Source organism: Methylotenera versatilis 79 (assembly GCF_000384375.1).
In the GTDB taxonomy this organism is placed as follows: Bacteria; Pseudomonadota; Gammaproteobacteria; order Burkholderiales; family Methylophilaceae; genus Methylotenera_A; species Methylotenera_A versatilis_B.
In genome coordinates this window covers 23543-42778 of sequence record NZ_ARVX01000001.1, presented here as the reverse complement: position 1 = coordinate 42778, position 19236 = coordinate 23543, and the positions used below count along the sequence as shown (strand labels likewise).

At 41.8% G+C, this 19236-nt stretch carries 20 protein-coding genes; 5 read left to right on the top strand and 15 right to left on the bottom strand.

Annotated features, from left to right (window positions below; translation table 11 throughout):
- The first annotated feature begins 120 nt into the window (after positions 1-120).
- Together METVE_RS0100210 and METVE_RS0100205 are read left to right on the top strand one after the other, a co-directional pair.
- The gene (locus tag METVE_RS0100210; RefSeq protein WP_020166426.1) at positions 121-1674 is read left to right on the top strand and encodes a SulP family inorganic anion transporter; all 1554 of its coding nucleotides are present in this window, start codon (positions 121-123) and stop codon (positions 1672-1674) included.
- A gap of 159 nt (positions 1675-1833) precedes the next feature.
- Positions 1834-2478, top strand: a complete 645-nt coding sequence (locus tag METVE_RS0100205; RefSeq protein ID WP_020166425.1) for a carbonic anhydrase — start codon at positions 1834-1836, stop codon at positions 2476-2478.
- An 86-nt stretch (positions 2479-2564) separates the two neighbouring features.
- On the opposite strand, the gene fdx is transcribed toward METVE_RS0100205, so the two are convergent.
- From fdx to METVE_RS0100150, 11 genes are all read right to left on the bottom strand, one after another.
- Positions 2565-2906: an ISC system 2Fe-2S type ferredoxin gene (fdx, locus tag METVE_RS0100200; protein ID WP_020166424.1), complete on the bottom strand. Its 342-nt coding sequence runs from the start codon at positions 2904-2906 to the stop codon at positions 2565-2567.
- Between the two features lie 16 nt (positions 2907-2922).
- Positions 2923-4800 (bottom strand): Fe-S protein assembly chaperone HscA, encoded by a 1878-nt coding sequence (gene hscA / locus METVE_RS0100195; protein ID WP_020166423.1) that lies wholly within the window; start codon positions 4798-4800, stop codon positions 2923-2925.
- A gap of 4 nt (positions 4801-4804) precedes the next feature.
- A complete protein-coding gene (gene hscB / locus METVE_RS0100190; RefSeq protein WP_020166422.1) occupies positions 4805-5356 on the bottom strand; it encodes a Fe-S protein assembly co-chaperone HscB in 552 nt (183 codons plus the stop codon).
- A complete protein-coding gene (gene iscA, locus METVE_RS0100185; protein WP_020166421.1) occupies positions 5353-5676 on the bottom strand; it encodes an iron-sulfur cluster assembly protein IscA in 324 nt (107 codons plus the stop codon). Before iscA ends, hscB begins: the two co-directional genes overlap by 4 nt.
- A gap of 3 nt (positions 5677-5679) precedes the next feature.
- Positions 5680-6075: a Fe-S cluster assembly scaffold IscU gene (gene iscU / locus METVE_RS0100180; protein ID WP_020166420.1), complete on the bottom strand. Its 396-nt coding sequence runs from the start codon at positions 6073-6075 to the stop codon at positions 5680-5682.
- An 86-nt stretch (positions 6076-6161) separates the two neighbouring features.
- Complete coding sequence (locus METVE_RS0100175; protein ID WP_020166419.1) at positions 6162-7379, bottom strand: IscS subfamily cysteine desulfurase; 1218 nt, start codon at positions 7377-7379, stop codon at positions 6162-6164.
- Positions 7380-7457: 78 nt separating this feature from the next.
- Complete coding sequence (locus tag METVE_RS0100170; RefSeq protein WP_020166418.1) at positions 7458-8603, bottom strand: cysteine desulfurase family protein; 1146 nt, start codon at positions 8601-8603, stop codon at positions 7458-7460.
- A gap of 51 nt (positions 8604-8654) precedes the next feature.
- On the bottom strand, positions 8655-9212 hold the full coding sequence (locus METVE_RS0100165; RefSeq protein WP_020166417.1) for an Rrf2 family transcriptional regulator: 558 nt from the start codon (positions 9210-9212) through the stop codon (positions 8655-8657).
- Positions 9213-9338: 126 nt separating this feature from the next.
- Positions 9339-10073, bottom strand: coding sequence for a serine O-acetyltransferase (cysE, locus tag METVE_RS0100160; RefSeq protein WP_020166416.1), 735 nt, complete (start codon positions 10071-10073; stop codon positions 9339-9341).
- Positions 10074-10187: 114 nt separating this feature from the next.
- On the bottom strand, positions 10188-10583 hold the full coding sequence (locus METVE_RS0100155) for a hypothetical protein (protein WP_020166415.1): 396 nt from the start codon (positions 10581-10583) through the stop codon (positions 10188-10190).
- A gap of 17 nt (positions 10584-10600) precedes the next feature.
- Complete coding sequence (locus METVE_RS0100150; RefSeq protein WP_020166414.1) at positions 10601-11341, bottom strand: RNA methyltransferase; 741 nt, start codon at positions 11339-11341, stop codon at positions 10601-10603.
- Positions 11342-11456: 115 nt separating this feature from the next.
- Here METVE_RS0100150 and METVE_RS0100145 point away from each other — a divergent pair, with 115 nt between their 5' ends.
- A complete protein-coding gene (locus METVE_RS0100145; protein WP_020166413.1) occupies positions 11457-12266 on the top strand; it encodes an inositol monophosphatase family protein in 810 nt (269 codons plus the stop codon).
- Between the two features lie 64 nt (positions 12267-12330).
- Here METVE_RS0100145 and METVE_RS0100140 read toward each other — a convergent pair whose 3' ends face one another.
- Positions 12331-12537 carry a hypothetical protein gene (locus METVE_RS0100140; protein WP_020166412.1) on the bottom strand — a complete coding sequence of 69 codons (207 nt, stop codon included), beginning with the start codon at positions 12535-12537 and terminating at the stop codon, positions 12331-12333.
- A gap of 295 nt (positions 12538-12832) precedes the next feature.
- On the opposite strand from METVE_RS0100140, the gene mutS reads away from it, so the two are divergent.
- On the top strand, positions 12833-15424 hold the full coding sequence (gene mutS, locus METVE_RS0100135) for a DNA mismatch repair protein MutS (protein ID WP_020166411.1): 2592 nt from the start codon (positions 12833-12835) through the stop codon (positions 15422-15424).
- Positions 15425-15582: 158 nt separating this feature from the next.
- On the opposite strand, the gene METVE_RS0100130 is transcribed toward mutS, so the two are convergent.
- The 3 genes from METVE_RS0100130 to nadB form a co-directional block, all read right to left on the bottom strand.
- On the bottom strand, positions 15583-16062 hold the full coding sequence (locus tag METVE_RS0100130) for an FKBP-type peptidyl-prolyl cis-trans isomerase (protein ID WP_020184137.1): 480 nt from the start codon (positions 16060-16062) through the stop codon (positions 15583-15585).
- A gap of 84 nt (positions 16063-16146) precedes the next feature.
- Positions 16147-16626: a thermonuclease family protein gene (locus METVE_RS0100125; RefSeq protein WP_020166409.1), complete on the bottom strand. Its 480-nt coding sequence runs from the start codon at positions 16624-16626 to the stop codon at positions 16147-16149.
- Positions 16627-16636: 10 nt separating this feature from the next.
- The gene (nadB, locus tag METVE_RS0100120; RefSeq protein ID WP_020166408.1) at positions 16637-18268 is read right to left on the bottom strand and encodes an L-aspartate oxidase; all 1632 of its coding nucleotides are present in this window, start codon (positions 18266-18268) and stop codon (positions 16637-16639) included.
- Positions 18269-18446: 178 nt separating this feature from the next.
- On the opposite strand from nadB, the gene rpoE reads away from it, so the two are divergent.
- Positions 18447-19202 carry an RNA polymerase sigma factor RpoE gene (rpoE, locus tag METVE_RS0100115; protein ID WP_020166407.1) on the top strand — a complete coding sequence of 252 codons (756 nt, stop codon included), beginning with the start codon at positions 18447-18449 and terminating at the stop codon, positions 19200-19202.
- Positions 19203-19236 lie beyond the last annotated feature (34 nt).

The window sequence follows — 19236 nt, the reverse complement described above, 5'->3', positions numbered from 1 at the left end:
CTAAATAGTCTGGTTGAGTAAAACCAGTTATTTAATAAAGAAAAGTGCTTATTGTCATGAAAGTGGCACTTTTTTTTTGTTACACTGTAATGGATATCACTAATTTTTAGAGGCAGCACATTGAATACACAGGCATGGTTTAAAGAAATTAAAAGTGATTTACCGGCGAGTATCGTCGTGTTTTTTGTTGCGCTGCCACTTTGTTTGGGTATTGCGCTAGCTTCAGGCGCACCGCTGTTTTCAGGGGTGATTGCTGGCATTATTGGCGGCATTGTCGTTGGTATGTTTAGTGGTTCGCAATTGGGCGTCAGCGGCCCAGCTGCCGGATTAGCTGTTGTTGTTTTAACCGCAATTGCTACTTTAGGCTCGTTTGAGGCGTTTTTATTAGCCGTTGTTTTAGCGGGCATTATCCAGTTTTTGCTAGGTTATTTTAAAGCTGGCTTTATTGCTTATTTTGTACCTTCATCTGTCATTAAAGGCATGTTAACGGGTATTGGATTGCTGATTATCCTAAAGCAAATTCCACATGCCTTAGGTTATAGCGCGGATTTTGAAGGTGATGAATCATTTTCGCAGATAGATGGTGGAAATACATTTACATCGATTATGCATGCATGGGATTTGTTAACGCCAGGCGCCATCGTCATTGCATTGGTGTCGATGGCTATTCTGATTTTTTGGGATGCTGTTCTGCTTAAAAAACATCGGTTTTTTCAAATCTTACAAGGCCCAATCGTTGTTGTGTTGATGGGTATTGTATTTAACTATTTGTACTTAAAAGGTTTTTTTGGTTTAAGTCTGCAGCCAGATCAACTAGTTACACTGCCTGTGGCTGATGGCCTTGGTGGTTTCGTTAAATTATTTACTTATCCAGATTTTTCACAATGGGCTAACCCGGAAATTATCAAAATCGCAATCGTGATGGCGATTATCGCTAGTTTAGAAACCTTACTTTGCGTAGAAGCGGCAGATAAATTAGACCCACTTAAGCGCGTGACGCCAACTAATCAAGAGCTTAAAGCGCAAGGTATTGGCAATATTATTTCTGGTCTTATCGGTGGTTTACCGATTACACAAGTGATTGTACGTAGTTCTGCAAATATTTCATTTGGTGCAAAAACTAAATTATCGACCATTTTTCACGGCTTCTTTATGTTGATCAGTGCCGTCACTATCGCGGAATTTTTAAATATGATTCCGCTGGCGAGTTTGGCGGCGATTCTATTGATGGTCGGTTATAAATTAGCGAAACCGAGTTTGTTCAAACAAATGTTCGATTTGGGCTATGAACAATTTATCCCGTTTATCGTGACTATTGTAGCGATTGTGTTAACTGATCTATTGACAGGTATTGGGATTGGTTTAGCCATATCCATTTTGTTTACGCTGCATCACAGTTTCCGCAATTCACATTACATTAAAGATGTGACGACGACAGAGGATGACAAAGTTGTACATCATTTAGTATTAGCCGAGGAAGTATCGTTTTTTAACAAAGCCAGTATTGTAGAAGTGTTAGAGGCAATACCAAAAAATTCAAAAGTGATTATTGATTGCAGCAATAGCAAGGCGATTGATTATGATGTAGCGGAATTTATTCGCGATTATCAATTGCATGCAAGCATCAAAAATATCACCGTAGAAACAATTGGATTTATTGCGCCTAAATCTTAATTAACTTACCGAGTTAACCAAGTATTTATATTAAAAAATATTTAATTAATAGCGTAACTAAATTAAAAAAGTGACGAGTATTAATAGCAAAGGTAGTCGTAAGTCAGAGCAAAGTTTTTTGATTGAAAAGTTTTAATTAACCAAGAGAGTTGTGTATTTATGTATAAGCACCCAATATTAAACCGTGAAAATATGACGCCGCAAGAAGCGTTGGATATTTTAATTGAAGGCAACAATCGTTTTATGAATAACTATGTTGCCAATAAAGACATGCAAACGCTTGTGCAGATTGTGAAAGAGAAACAGCATCCTTTTGCTTCTTTTTTAAGTTGCAGCGATTCTCGTGCGCCTGTTGAGTTGCTATTTGATCAGGCACTAGGTGATATTTTTAGCGTGCGTTTGGCTGGCGGTATCGCTTCAGATAAAGCGATTGGATCTTTGGAATTCAGTAGCAAATATCTGGATAGCAAATTGATTGTTGTGATGGGACATAGCAGTTGCGGTGCGGTAAAAGCGGCTTGTGATGATTTTAAAGATGGTCACATTGGTGAGATTATCAATATGATTAAGCCAGCGATTCGTCACGAAAAAACCATCACTAATCCAGAAGATCGTACTTCTAAAAATCCTGAGTTCGTTGAAAAGATTAACGAGCTGAATGTGCGCTATCAAATTGATACGATTATTCGCTTAAGCGATATTGTGGATGAAATGTTAGAGAAACATCAACTGGGTATTATTGGTGGTATGTATGATTTGAATACTGGCAAAGTGAATTTCTTAGAAGATACATTCGTTTCTTAATATGTCACTTGATATTTTGATTAAAAAAAACCGCCAATTGGCGGTTTTTTTTGTATTGAGTACTTAAGAAAAATTCAAAAGTTAAATTATCGATGACCTTCTTTTGCCATATTGATACTGTATTTAGGTATTTCTACAACTAAGTCTTGTGACCCAATCAATGCTTGGCAACTCAAACGTGAATTGGGTTCTAAGCCCCAAGCTTTATCCAATAAATCATCTTCCATATCGTCAGAAGGTTCGATTGTTTTAAAGCCTTCGCGAATGATTACGTGGCAAGTTGTACAGGCGCAAGCCATGTCACAAGCGTGATCAATATCAATATCATTTTTTAACAATGTTTCACAGATTGAGTCGCCTGTTTTAGCTTCAAGCGAAGCGCCTTTTGGGCAAAGTTCAGCGTGGGGTAATACGATAATTTGAGGCATCTGTTTGTCGTTCCAATTATAAATCTAAGGTATTCAATTCTTTACCGCTTAATGCGCGTTTAACTGATGCGTCCATACGAGCTGCTGCAAAACTTTCAGTTGCATGGTTCAACTTCTCAACCGCTTGATTAATCGCATCAGCATCTTCAGTTTTTGCAATAGCTTGCAAATCTTGCATTTCAGCTTCAATCGCCTGTTTTTCTTTTGAGCTGATTAACTCGCCATCTACTGCTAATGCGGCAGTCACAGCTTCAATAATCGCACCGGCATCTACACGCGCTTCTGCCAATATACGTGCTTTTTTATCGGTTTCTGCACTGTTGAACGAAGCTTTAAGCATGTTGGTTATTTCATCTTCACTTAAACCATAAGAAGGTTTAACCGTGATATTTGCCTCAATATTGCTAGAAGTTTCGCGTGCTGAAACCGATAATAATCCATCCGCATCCACAGTAAAAGTCACGCGAATTCTTGCTGAGCCAGCCACCATCGGCGGAATGCCACGCAGCTCAAAACGTGCCAATGAACGACAATCACTCACTAATTCACGCTCACCTTGCACCACATGAATGCTCATCGCGGTTTGCCCATCTTTATAAGTGGTGAATTCTTGCGCGCGTGCCACTGGTAATGTGCTATTGCGATGAATAACTTTTTCGGCCAAGCCACCAAAGGTTTCTAAGCCTAGTGAAAGCGGGATTACATCTAGTAATAATAAGTCTGCATCACTTTTATTGCCGGCTAATATATTGGCTTGAATCGCTGCGCCAAGTGCGACGACTTTATCAGGATCCAAATTAGTGAGCGGCGCCTGCTTAAAATACTCTGCCACTGTTTTGCGGATTTGCGGCATTCTGGTTGCACCGCCAACCATCACAACACCTTTGATATCTTCAATTGCCAAACCTGCATCACGCATCGCTTTACGCGTAGGGCCCAAAGTTTTTTGTACTAAGTTACAAGTTAACGCAATAAATTCATTAGTTTTGAGGGTTAAGTCAACGAATTCACCATCGCTCAACATGCAGCTGATATTGGCTTCTGCATGTTCAGTTAGCCATTCTTTGGCTTCACGCGCTTTGGTTAATAAAAGTCGGGTATCTTTTGCATTGCGTGGCGAAAGTTTGGCTGTTTCTAAAATCCAACAGAAGATGCGTTGGTCAAAATCATCGCCACCCAATGCAGAGTCACCATTAGTAGCCAATACTTCAAATACGCCTTTAGTCAGCTTGAGTATGGAAATATCAAATGTGCCGCCGCCTAAGTCGTAGATAACATACGTACCTTCGCTGGCATTATCTAAACCATACGCCACTGCAGCGGCAGTTGGCTCATTCAGCAAACGTAATACATTCAAGCCTGCTAGCCGTGCGGCATCTTTGGTCGCTTGGCGTTGCGCATCATCAAAATAGGCGGGCACCGTAATTACCGCGCCGACTAACTCACCGCCCAAAGCAGTTTCTGCGCGCATTTTTAATATTTTTAAAATCTCAGCAGAAATTTCCACTGGGCTTTTAATGCCTGCACGTGTTTCAATTTGCAGCATAGCTGTTTGAGGCACATCCGTTGATTCTATAAACTTGTAAGGCAATTGGGATGCATCAATGTCTTTTAAACCGCGTCCCATAAAGCGTTTAGCAGAAACGATGGTATTGTGCGGGTCTTGATTTTGTTTTTTCTGCGCATCAAAACCCACCTCTACAATATTCTCAGTAGAGTAGTGCACAACTGAAGGTAAGAGGGTATGACCATGTTCGTCTGGTAACACGCTACTTAAGCCGCTGCGCACGGTGGCAACCAGTGAGTTGGTTGTGCCTAAATCAATACCGACAGCCAATCGATGCTGATGCGGTGCGGCACTCATGCCAGGTTCGGAGATTTGCAACAATGCCATCTAACTAGTTCTCTATTTGTTCAATTACTTTATTAATATCGGCACAAACTTTGTCGATAAATATCAGTTTGCGTGTTGCGCCGGTTGCAGTTGCGTAATCCTGTTTCAGATCAATCAAAGAAACCAATTCTGTATTTAACGATTTTGTCTCTTGCTGGATCTCATTGAGTAAATTATCTATTGCAGCAATATCTTTAGCGGCTTTTGCATCTTCTAAAGTCTCACGCCATTCCATTTGCTGCATCAAAAAATCAGCAGGCATTGCAGTGTTAGTTTCGCTAATGGCTTCAATACCTTGCAACTCTAATAAATATTTAGCCCGTGATGCAGGTTTCTTGAGTGTTTGATAAGCCTCGTTTGCCAGTGTGGCTAATTGCATGGACTTCAGTTTTTCAGTGGGCGCTGCATTCACAAAGCGATCGGGATGCGATTCTGACTGTATCTTGCGGTAATGATTTTCTAATGTAGCTAAATCAATATTGAACGCTGATTGCAGCCCGAACAATTCAAAATAACTTTGCACTGCATTATTTTGTATCACGTTGCTTTGAATCAAACGGTAAAGCTTTCGCCGCAACCGCACTCATCTTTCACGTTTGGGTTGTTGAACTTAAATCCTTCGTTCAAACCTTCTTTGGTGAAATCTAATTCTGTGCCATCAATATAGACAAGGCTTTTTGGGTCAACAATAATCTTAACGCCGTGGCTTTCAAACGTGGTGTCTTCACCATTTAAGTCATCCACAAACTCTAAAGTGTAAGCCATGCCAGAACAGCCTGTGGTCTTAACTCCCAAGCGAAGACCAACGCCTTTGCCACGATTGGCAAGGAATTTTTCTACACGGTTTGCCGCGGTTTCCGTTAAAGTAATTGCCATAAGTTAAACGGTTTCTTTAGCCAATTGTTTGGCTTTGATATCTGCCACAGCGGCCTTAATCGCATCTTCAGCTAATACAGAGCAATGGATTTTTACTGGTGGCAAAGCCAATTCTTCAGCAATAGCAGAATTTTTAATCGCATACGCTTCATCAATGGTTTTACCTTTTAACCATTCTGTTACCAATGAGCTAGAGGCAATCGCTGAGCCGCAGCCATAGGTTTTGAATTTAGCATCTTCAATAATGCCACTATCATTTACCTTAATCATTAGTTTCATTACATCGCCGCAAGCAGGCGCGCCGACCATGCCGGTACCGACATTTGGGTCATTTTTATCTAAGCTGCCCACGTTACGCGGGTTTTCATAATGGTCTAAAACTTTGTCTGAATATGCCATGGTGTATCTCCTTTATACATTTGAAAATATTTCAAATGTCAAAACTTCATTTATGTTTAATTTTTAATTAAATTCTAATAAATTATTTAATGCGCAGCCCACTGAACCTTAGATATATCAATACCATCTTTGAACATATCCCAAAGCGGTGATAACTCACGCAATTTACTAACTTTATTTTTTAGCAGCTCAATTGTGTAATCGACATCTGCTTCTGTGGTAAAACGCCCAATCGAAAAGCGGATCGAGCTATGTGCCAATTCATCATTACGGCCTAACGCACGCAATACATAACTTGGCTCAAGACTGGCTGAAGTACAGGCAGAACCACTTGATACCGCAATATCTTTAATCGCCATAATCAGTGATTCGCCTTCTACATAATTAAAACTAATGTTTAGATTATGTGGGATGCGATGATCTAAATCGCCATTTACATACGTTTCTTCAATGGTTTGCAAACCATGCAATAACTTATCGCGCAATTTGCGAATACGTGCATTTTCAAATTCCATTTCTTCGCGCGCGATACGAAACGCTTCACCCATGCCCACAATTTGGTGCGTAGCCAAGGTGCCAGAACGCATGCCGCGTTCATGACCGCCACCATGCATTTGCGCTTCGATGCGAATACGCGGTTTGCGACGTACATATAAAGCGCCGACGCCTTTAGGGCCGTAGGTTTTATGCGCACTAAAACTCATTAAGTCTACTGGCAATTTTTCCAGATTAATCGCTACTTTGCCTGTCGCTTGCGCAGCGTCCACATGAAAAATCACACCGTTTTCGCGGCAAATATTGCCAAGTGCTTCGATATCTTGAATCACGCCAATTTCGTTATTAACCAACATCACGCTGGCTAAAACCGTGTCAGGCTGAATCGCGGCTTTAAATTTAGCTAAATCCACCAAGCCATCTGGCTCAGGCTGCAAATAAGTTGCCGTAAAGCCAACGCGTTCAAGCTCACGTACTGTGTCAATGACTGCTTTATGTTCGGTAGCAATCGTTAAAATATGCTTGCCTTTAGTGGACGCGTAAAAATTAGCTGCGCCTTTAATCGCTAGATTGTTGGATTCTGTTGCGCCAGATGTCCATACGATTTCACGCGGATCAGCACCAACTAAACGAGCGACTTCTTCACGCGCGTTCTCAACTGCTTTTTCAGCAGTCCAGCCAAATGGATGGCTACGTGACGCAGGATTACCAAAATGCTCGGTAATAAACGGAATCATTTTGTCTGCCACACGCTGATCAACTGGTGTGGTGGCAGAATAATCTAGGTAAATCGGTTGTCTTTCTGACATTTAGTTACTCTCTCAAAATTATCTAAATACTTTTAAACGCTTAATTCTTTAAATACTTAAGTTATTAATTAATAAGATTTAAGCAGTCATTGCGATTAAGTTTCTCAATCGCGCCAATTCGTTTTCAAGCACAGCTAAAAATTGTTGTACTTGCTCTATGGTATTGCTTAATCCAAAACTCACTCGCACAGCGCCGCGTGCTAAATCGGCATCAATACCCATCGCCAGCAATACATGGCTAGGTTCTCCGCTATCGCTAGAGCAGGCAGATCCGCTGGCGACCGCAAAACCTTTACGATCTAACGCCATCACCAATGTTTCGCCATCAATATTTGGGAAAGCGAAAAAACTGGTATTGGCGATGCGATTTGCATGATTGGCAAACAAATGAGCGCCTAACTTAATCAAACCAATTTCACAAAAATCACGCAATTTTTGCGTATGTGCTGTAAAAGCATTTATATTTTTAACCGCTAATTCGCATGCAGTACCGAAACCCACAATCGCCGCTAAATTTTCTGTGCCGCTGCGTAAACCTTTTTCCTGTCCACCGCCATGCAATAGTGGAAGAACATCTAAGCGTTTATCCATAATAAATGCGCCTGCGCCAAGTGGGCCGCCAACTTTATGGCTGGAAATCGTCATTGCATGTACATTTAAATCTGCAAAATCAACGGGGATTTTGCCTAGCGCTTGCACTGCATCCGTATGCACAAATGCTTTATGCTGAGCGGCTAAATCTGCAATCACGACCAAATCTTGTATCGCGCCAGTTTCGTTATTCGCTAACATCACTGATACTAAATTAGTGGGGGTCAATAGCAAATTATGCAAGTGATGCATGTCTAATTTGCAATCAGCATCTACTGCAATATCTACTGCTTGCCAGCCGCGCGATTGCATCGCTAGGGCAGGGCGCGATACACACGGGTGTTCAATCGCGCTAATTAATATTTGACCATGACTCAAATTACTATTAATACCATTTATTGCAAAGTTATTGGCTTCCGTTCCACTTGCGGTGAATATCACTTGGCTTGGGTGCGCATTCACTGCATCGGCCACTTGCTCGCGAGCCTGCTCAACTGCAGCGCGAGCTTTACGGCCAAAAGCATGGCGGCTAGTGGCGTTGCCTTGTTGTTCTACCATAAACGGCAACATCACTTCAAGCACTTCTGGTTTGAGTGCCGTTGTGCTGTTATGATCAAAAAAAACATGTGCCATTTTTTAAGTGTTTTGTGTGGTTAAGTCTTTATTAAAAGTTGTTAATAAATATTACTGGACAGTCGCTTCTTCACGTTTCGCTTCACTATCTGCATTGTTAACGCATGATTTAGATTGCAAATTACGTGGTGAAAAATGCACTGTGCTACTAGATAAACCCACATCTGAGTCAGCAGCTAAACCTTCGTCATTTTGACGTTGAGTTTTCACCATATCCGCCAAAGTGATGCCTGACAAATAATCTAAAATCTTATCGTTAAGCGATGCCCATAAATCGTGCGTCATGCAACGTCCCGTATCGCGGCAGTTTTCTTGTCCGCCACATTGTGTCGCGTCAATTAATTCATCCACAGCCGTAATAATGTTAGAAACCGAAATCTCATTATGTGCTTTAGCAACACGATAACCGCCACCTGGGCCACGTACACTTGTGACCAAGCCTTGGCGACGTAAACGACTAAACAACTGTTCTAAGTAAGAAAGCGAAATCGCTTGTCGCTCGCTGATGCCAGCCAGTGTTACAGGCTTTGCGTTACCATGAATGGTTTCGTTCAAAGCGAGGTCTAACATAGCGGTTACTGCAAAACGACCTTTAGTGGTGAGTCTCATAAATAGTGTATTAAAGTAATGTGCTTAACATGATGATTGACCTAAATTGTATAATAACCTACTAAATTAGTCAATTATTAATCGCTGAAGTTCGCGGCTTAAATTGGTCTGATTTTTGATGAGCGTTTAATGTTTTTTAGACGCAAAAGCTTCACCTAGTTCAGCATCCGCATTCGCATCTGATAATTGAGCTAATTGTTGTTTTAGTTCCGCAATTACAATGTCCTGCTTATCTGCGTGGTCTAGCAGTTTATGAATCGCTTTTGTGACTGGGTCGTTGTTGTCATCACCCACAGCGTAAGCACTAAAGCCAATTTTTTGTGCAGTTTCATCACGCTTCTTGGCTTTTTCTTCTTCCAGAATGCGCGCAGGGATACCCACAGCAGTTGCATTTTCTGGCACATCTTTCACTACAACGGCATTTGAGCCGATTTTTGCATTTTTACCAATCGTAATCGGGCCAAGCACTTTAGCACCCGCGCCAATTACCACGCCTTGTTCAAGTGTCGGATGGCGTTTGCCTTTGTTCCAAGATGTGCCGCCAAGCGTTACGCCATGATACAGCGTACAGTCGTCACCAATAATAGCCGTTTCGCCAATCACCACGCCCATGCCGTGGTCAATAAATACGCGCTTACCAATGGTGGCGCCTGGATGAATTTCAATGCCAGTCAAAAAGCGGCCAATATGCGAAAAAAGCCGGCCAAGCCAATAAAAACGTGCATTCCATAACCAATGACTAAAACGGTGCATAATAAGTGCATGTACGCCAGGGTAAGTGGTCAGAATCTCAAAGTGCGTACGCGCCGCTGGATCACGGTCAAAAACGATTGAAATGTCTTCTTTAATATGGTTAAACATCGATTTTTTGACTAAATTTTAAAAGCGATATTATGCCATAAAAGTGAATTGTTGACTAATTTAGTAGGTTTATATTTGGTGGTGACTTATTTAGATTTATAAATCAGTTAATAGTTACATTTTTAGCAGTATTTCATTTGCCATTTTTTCCATGCGGTCAAGACTTACATCCGCTTTTTGTAAAAAATCATCATCATATTGATTAGGATTTGCCCAGTGCTTGCCTTTTATTTGGCAGCGCTTTGCCAATTTAGTGATGCCAATATCCTGCAATTCAAAGCCTAAATCTGTCCAGCTAATGGCTAAGCGCGCTTCAGTTTCATGATTTTGTTTTCCAGTTTCTTGCAATTGGCGAATATAAACCGCTGTTTCTCTTGAGGCTTTAATAACGCCTCTTAATGCTTTAACTGACTGTTCTTTTCTTAATTTACTTGCACGGCCTAAATTCGAAAGCCAAGATTTTGTATGTTTTAAAATCTCCCAAATTAGCTCTGAACCTAAAATATCCATGATTATCTTTCAGTTACTTAATATTTATTATGTTTTCTAGGCTCTTGCGTCAGCGTTAAAACGCCTCTTAATAAATTGACTTCTTCTTTTTCCAATCTTGCGCGGGCGTAGATCCTACGTAAACGTTCGCTTAGTTTTTTAGGTGCAGCGGGGTTTAAATAACCAATGTGCAGCAGCGTTTGTTCTAAATGCGCATAAAAGCCTTCTAATGCGTCATTAGTGGCAAGTTCATTCACTTCTGTCACATCAATCTTACCTTCTAAGATTGCCATTCTCAGCTCATAACACATTACCTGCACTGCAGCGGCTAGGTTTAAAGAGGAGTATTCTGGATTAGCCGGAATCATCGCCAGCATTTGGCAGCAATCCAATTCTGCATTGCTTAAGCCGCTCATCTCTGTGCCAAATACTAAGGCAACTGGCTGAGTACTTGCGATTTTGCTCACTTCAACAGCTGCCACACGCGCATTGACGGTTTCATGAGAAAGATAACGTTTTCTGGCGCTCATCCCAATCGCAAACGCACAGCCAGTTAAAGCTTCACTTAATGTTTCTGTGACGATTGCACGTTCTAACAAATCAGCCGCACCTGTTGAAAGCGCCGTAGCATGCGCATCGGGGAATTTATCGGGCTTAACTAAATATAAATGCTGTAAACCCATGGTTTTCATGGCGCGTGCTGCAGAGCCAATGTTGCCTGGATGGCTGGTTTGGCAAAGTACAATGCGAATGTTATCGAAAATATTTTGTGGCGTCATGAAATGGCTTTGGCTACGAAGTTAACGGGTTTAGTTTGGTAATAAATGAGATAAAAGCTAAAATAGTATTTTAACAGCTCTTTTAACACTCACCTCAAAGTAAAGTAACCACACAATGCATCCAATGCTCTCCATCGCCGTCAAAGCCGCTCGCGAAGCTGGCCGTATTATCAACAAAGGCTCCAATGATGTTGGTGCGCTTACTGTTCAAAGTAAAGACTTTAACGATTTTGTCAGTGAAATCGATCGTGGCGCGGAGCAGGCGATTATTGATACATTGAAATATGCGTATCCAGACCACGGATTTTTGGGCGAGGAAAGTGGTAATACCAATCAAGAATCTGAAAATATCTGGATAATCGATCCGCTAGATGGCACAACTAATTTCTTACACAATTTCCCACAATATTGCGTATCGATTGCCTTGCAACAAAAAGGTGTTCTAACACAAGCTGTGATTTACGACCCAGTGCGTAACGATTTATTTACCGCAACTAAAGGACGCGGTGCTTTTTTAAACGATAAACGTATTCGCGTGGCTAATCGTGGAAAATTACAAAGCGCATTGATTGGTACGGGCTTCCCATTTAAAGACTTTACGCATTTAAAAACTTATATGGGCATGTTAGAAGACATGATCAAAAGTACCAGTGGTATTCGCCGCCCAGGTTCAGCCGCACTTGATTTGGCTTACGTTGCGGCAGGTTTTACCGATGGTTTCTTTGAGATGAATCTATCTGCTTGGGATATTGCCGCAGGCGCTTTGCTGGTGCAAGAAGCGGGCGGCATTGTGGGCGATTTTGAAGGCAATGAAAGTTGGCTGACTACTGGAAATATTGTGGCAGCAAACCCGAAAGTATTTTCTCAAATGCTGCAAGTGTTAAGCCCGCACTTAACACCAGCGCAAAAAACCCAGTTTGCTTAAGAATTAGTTTCTCAAATTTAGTCTTCATCGATTCAGTTTCTTTCATGTGTTTATCAAAAATCATTTAATGCACTGAATCGGTTTCAATCAAGGTGCGGTTGATAATAAAAGCCATATTAAACAACTCGTCATCTGCGGTTAATGCAACACGTTGAAAAAAATCGGCTTTATATTCTTCATCTGAAGCCAGTTTTTCAACATCAAAAGGTCCCATTATTTCACGGCAACGGATTAAAAATTGAGCGTACATATCATATTGGTTTTTCATCATTGTCGTGTCCTTTAAATTTAAAAATTCAGTTATTACTTAATTGATATTTAATTTCTGATTGTTAAATAGTCTTTTCTGTTAAATACCTAATTGCACAACTTGTGCCAGCTTTTATAAAAAAGTTAACAAAGTTAATAGCCTGTTTTATTTGAAGTTTTTTTAACGCATGACTGTTGAGCGATGAAATATTTACAATTAGTGTCGATAAATTGAACATATCGTCGAAAATGTTTATAAAATAGCTCTCAACCAATTTCTAGAACGTATCCTTGTGACGACATCAGTCAAACCCGCAATGCCTAATACTCAAGCCCAAGCAGCCAATCATACGCCGATGATGCGTCAATACTTGGGCTTAAAAGCGCAGCATCCCGATATGTTGTTGTTTTATCGTATGGGTGATTTCTATGAACTGTTTTTTGAAGATGCTCAGAAAGCCTCACGCTTATTAGGTATTACACTCACCAGCCGTGGCAGCAGTAATGGCGAGCCGATTAAAATGGCTGGTGTGCCATATCATGCGGCTGAACAATATTTGGCCAAGCTTGCCAAAATGGGCGAAGCAGTCGCGATTTGTGAACAAGTTGGCGATCCAGCCACATCTAAAGGCCCCGTTGAGCGAAAAGTGACGCGTTTGCTGACGCCAGGCACGTTGACTGATAGTGCGTTATTAGATGAAACGCGCAACAATGTGTTGTTAAGTATTTGTTTTGGTGAAGGTTTAATTGGCTTGGCGCAATTAAATCTAGCTTCAGGTGCTTTTATATTAAGCGAAATCGCGCTGGGGCAATTGGCACAAGAGTTGGCGCGGATTAACCCTGCGGAAATTGTATGTGAAGAGCATTTAAAATCTGCGGCCCAAGATGAAATTATTAAGCAGCATAAAGCGCCTAAAAAACGCTTAAGTGCCTGGCAGTTTGAACATGCCGCGGCTATTGCAGGTTTAACTAAACAGCTCAACACTTTGGATTTGAACGGTTTTGGTTGTGCTGATTTAAAGCCGGCGATTTGTGCGGCCGGTGCGTTGCTAGAGTATGTCAAACATACGCAACGTGCTGCGCTACCGCATATTAATTCCATTAGTGTCGAATCCATCAGTGACACGATTCAACTAGATGCAGCCACGCGTCGCAATTTAGAAATCGATCAAACTTTGCGTGGTGAAACCTCACCAACGCTATATTCATTGCTGAATACAACAAAAACTGCGATGGGCGCGCGGTTGTTACGGCATTGGTTGCATCATCCTTTGCGCAATCAAAACTTAGTGCTTAAGCGGCATGATGCTGTAGCGGAGTTGATTCAGACTTCCCATTATCAGCAACTTCAAAATCATTTAAAAGTGATTGGCGATATTGAGCGAATCACCGCGCGCATCGCACTCAAAACCGCTAGACCGCGCGACCTGTCTGGCTTAAGTGTTAGTTTGCTGCAATTGCCTTTACTGCAGCAACTATTGATCTCTAGCAAAGCCATGCTTTTGGAAACACTGGGCGCCAATTTACAGGCGCCAATCGCATTAGTTAACTTGTTAAATAAAGCCATTAAAGCAGAGCCTTCATCTTTGTTGCGCGAAGGTGGTGTGATTGCCGATGGTTTTGATGCAGATTTAGATGAGTTGCGTAGCATACAAACCAATCATGGCGATTTTCTGCTGCAATTTGAAGCGGCCGAAAAAGCGCGTACAGGTTTAACCAATTTAAAAGTAGAGTACAACAGCGTTCACGGCTTTTATATTGAGATTAGCCGAGCGCAGGCTGAAAACGCACCACCAGAATATCGCCGCCGACAAACTCTTAAAAACGTAGAACGTTTTATCACGCCTGAATTGAAATTATTCGAAGATAAAGTGTTAAGTGCCAATGACAGGGCGTTGGCGCGGGAAAAAATGTTGTATGAACAAGTCATCGAAAAACTGGGTGAATTCATACCTGCCTTGCAAACAAATAGCGGCGCGGTTGCCAGCTTGGATGTTCTATGTTGTTTCGCCGAGCGCGCGTTGGCTTTAAATTATGTGCAGCCGCAATTTACCCAAGAACTAGGTATTGATATCAAGGCTGGGCGACACCCAGTTGTGGAAAGTATTTCTGTTGCCAATAACAGCCAGCCATTTATTAGTAATGATGTACAACTCAATCCGTATCGGCAATTATTATTAATTACTGGTCCAAATATGGGTGGTAAATCGACATTTATGCGCCAAACTGCACTGATTGTTTTGCTGGCGCACTGTGGTAGCTTTGTTCCGGCTAATGTAGCTAAAATAGGCGAAATTGATCGTATCTTCACAAGAATTGGCGCATCGGATGATTTGGCCGGTGGCCGGTCTACGTTTATGGTTGAGATGACCGAAACCGCTAATATTCTGCACCACGCCACCCATAAAAGTTTGGTGTTGCTGGATGAAATAGGTCGCGGTACTAGCACGTTTGACGGCTTAAGTCTGGCGTGGGCAGTTGCTAAACAGATACTAGAAAAAAATAAAAGTTATACATTATTTGCCACGCATTACTTTGAATTGACGCGTATTGTGGATGAAGCAAAGCAAGCGGCAAACGTCCATTTAGACGCAGTGGAGCACGGCAGCAATATTGTGTTTATGCATAAGGTGGAAGAGGGCGCAGCCCACATGAGTTACGGCATACAAGTGGCTCAGCTGGCGGGAATTCCTAAAAATGTCGTTGCGATTGCCAAACGTAAATTAATACAATTAGAAAATAATCAAGTCGCACAAAATAGCCATCAGCCAGATATGTTTACAGCGAATATTGAACCAGAGTCTCTGCCATCGCATCCATTGATTGATGCGATGGATGCTATTCAGCCAGATGATTTAACGCCTAAAATGGCATTGGAATTACTGTATAAACTGAAAGAGTTAACTTAATTTTTAACAAGATTTAGGATGTTAAGCTGTGAATGAAAATTGGGTTAGAGCGAAGGTAAGTACGGTTTTTAACTAAAAAATTGAAGCAGATAATCAGTATTGATGATGTGTCATTTACACATCATCAATACTGATGGTGTTACTTGAAAGGCTTAGCTTTAGTGATGATGTCCGCCAGCACCATGTACGTGCTGATGTGTTACTTCTTCTTTATTTGCGGTGCGTACATCGGCAATTGTGGCTGTAAATAATAAACGCTCGCCAGCCCAAGGATGATTGCCATCAACCACCACTTTGCCATCGGCAATTTCGGTTACTGTATACAAGATCACTTCGCCAGTGTCGTCTTCACCTTCAAACTGCATACCTACTTTAAGTTCTGCGGCTGGGAAAGCTTCGGCAGGTTCAATTTGCACTAGCTCTTCATCATACTCACCAAAACCATCTTCAGGCTCTAGGCTGACTTCTACCACATCACCCACGTTTTTGCCGTGCATGGCTTCTTCCACTTTTGGGAATATATTGTCATATCCGCCATGTAAGTAAGCAACAGGTTCAGCGCTCGATTCAAGCACTTCGCCGTTGGCGTTTTTAAGTTGATAAGTCATAGTAACAACGGTGTTCATGGCGACTTGCATGTTCATTTCCTGAAAGTTGTGAAATTAAAGTTTTAATATTTTAATCTAAAATTAGGCAATCGTTTGATTAAATTGCTTTGCAAATTAGTATTTGCGCTGATACTTTTGTCGCCATTGCCAAGGCGGTACTGGGTTTTTTCGTTTCCATAAGCCTAATTTATTTCTGCGTGATTCTTGCTCAATAATATCAAGCGTGTAGTCCATTGAGTAACGTCTGTTAAACCACGCATGGCCATTTTTAAGCATGTAAATACTGGCATCTTGGGTGTTGCACACGAGTTTTCCCAATTTGCGCTGATATTTATCTGTACCTGTTATATAAACTTTTATATCGGCGTTTTGACATAATTTAATCAGCGCGCGGCGTGCTGTTTTACCGTAAGTTTGATTGCGTTCGGGCGCGTCGATATCGGTTAGTCGTAATTTATATTCACTTAAAGCGTCTTTGATTTTAACGGTGTCGCCATCGTAAAAGTAAGTGATTTTAGGTGTTAAGTCAGCAGCATAAGCATGCAAGTTAACACTTAAAATCAGGCAAAAAATACCAAACAGTTTAAAACGCAAACGACTAATCTTAACTTCCCTGCTTACTATCCAACAAGCTGTAATATTTCGATGGTTCCAACACGGTAGGGATCGCTTCGCCGAGTAAATCCGGGTAATCTTTACTATAATGCAAACCACGACTTTCATGGCGTTCAATTGCACTTTTTACAATTAATTCAGCCACTTGTAATAAATTACGTAACTCGATTAAATCATTACTGACTTTAAAATTGCTGTAAAACTCGTTCACTTCATCACGCAACATATGAATGCGGTGAAGCGCGCGGCTTAAGCGTTTATTGGTGCGCACAATGCCCACATAATTCCACATAAATCGACGTAATTCATTCCATGTGTGCGTGATTAATACCTCTTCATCGGCGTCAGTCACGCGGCTTTCATCCCAATGTGGCAAATCGCCAAATTTTTGGCTTGGCGCATTTAAAATGGCTTTTGCCGCCGCTTGGCCAAATACCAGGCATTCTAATAATGAATTACTCGCCAACCGATTTGCGCCATGTAAACCCGTACAAGCGGTTTCGCCGATGGCATATAAGCAAGCAATATCGGTCGCGCCAGTAGAGTCTGTCATTACGCCGCCGCAACTATAATGCGCGGCTGGCACTACGGGAATTGCTTGTTTGGTGATATCAATGCCTAATTCTAAGCAGCGCGCATAAATATTCGGAAAGTGTTCTTGAATGAATTCGGCGGGTTTATGCGTGATATCTAAATACACACAATCTAAACCACGTTTTTTCATCTCAAAGTCAATCGCACGCGCTACCACATCACGCGGCGCAAGTTCTTCGCGGGAATCGTGTTCTGGCATAAAGCGTGTACCATCTGGCAATTTGAGTAAACCGCCTTCGCCTCGAACAACTTCACTGATTAAAAAAGATTTAGCATGCGGATGATAGAGGCAAGTGGGGTGGAACTGAATGAATTCCATATTGGCAATACGACAACCAGCGCGCCAAGCCATCGCGATGCCGTCGCCAGTGCTGACATCTGGATTGGTGGTGTACAAATAAACTTTGCCAGCGCCGCCAGTGGCTAAAACAGTTTGCTGGGCGGCAATGGTAATCACTTTCCCCGTGCTGTTATCCAGTACATAAGCGCCTTTGCAAGAATCGCTTTGCGTTGAATCAATTTTTGACTTTTTATTGAGTTTTTTGCTGGTTAATAGATCAATCGCAATATGATTTTCTAGCAAGGTTATATTGGCGTGCTCACGTACTTTTTGCGCTAAAGTTTTTTGTACCGCTTGGCCAGTCGCATCGGCTACATGTACCACGCGTCGATGGCTGTGACCACCTTCGCGTGTTAAATGGAAGTGTCGATTATCGGCTTCGCGCGTAAACTCAACGCCTTGGTTAATCAGCCATTCAATGGCAGCAAAACCTTGTGTGGCAACCATGCGTGTTACTTCTACATCGCACAACCCAGCGCCTGCAATTAAAGTGTCTTGGATATGCTCTTCAATGGTGTCGTCGCTATTGAGTACTGCTGCAATCCCGCCTTGCGCCCAACTGCTGGCACTATCTGACAACTCTCTTTTGCTGACTAAACAGACGCTTTTATGGTCTGCTACCTGCAACGCCATGGTCAACCCAGCAAGGCCGCTACCAATAATCAGCACATCAAATTGTTGTGACATAAAACTCGTGAGAACGAATGAACTTATAGCAGTTTATCTTTGTCTTTAACCATAAGCCAGCAATATAAAAAATGTGCTTAATAGTAGTATTTAAAACGGTATAACAAGTAACATTTAGACGATATAAAGATGCATATAGAGATATAAATAAAGTGACTAGATATTCTGGAGGATAGAAATGTTACAAACAGCAAAGATTGAAGCATTGTCCCGTTCAAGTTTCGTAGAACCCGCTCCGCATGCGTATAATAGCGGCTACAAAACGAATCAAAACGGAAGTGGACAATTAATGGCTGATAAGCCAAACGGCAATGGCCCAACAACAAGTTCTGGCGCGGGGAATCGCGAGCTTGATCAAGCGTTGGTTGTGCGCGCGCAGCAAGGCGACAAAAAAGCGTTTGGCATGCTGGTAGAAAAGTATCACCGCAAGCTTGGGCGCCTACTTTCGCGGATGATTCGCGATCAAGCTGAAGTAGAAGATGTGGTGCAGGAATCGTTTATCAAAGCGTATCGCGCTTTGCATAATTTTAGAGGCGATAGCGCCTTTTATACTTGGTTGTATCGTATCGGCATTAACACGGCTAAAAATTATTTGGTATCAATGGGTCGTAGGCCGCAAGTGTTGCAGGATGTTGAAATTGAAGATGTAGAAAACTTTGAAGACGGCAGCGAAATGCGCACGATGGAAACGCCAGAAACGGCCATGATGACTAAAGAAATCGCGCAAACGGTCAATGACACAGTGGCGAGTTTGCCAGAAGAATTGCGTACCGCCATCACTTTGCGTGAGTTAGAAGGTTTAAGTTATGAGGAAATTGCGACTTTAATGCAATGTCCGATTGGTACGGTGCGCTCACGTATATTCAGAGCGCGTGAAACCATTGCCTTAAAACTCAAGCCATTGTTGGATACGCCAGATGGAAAACGTTGGTAATTATTGACTGATTTATTGGGTTAAGTAATTTAAC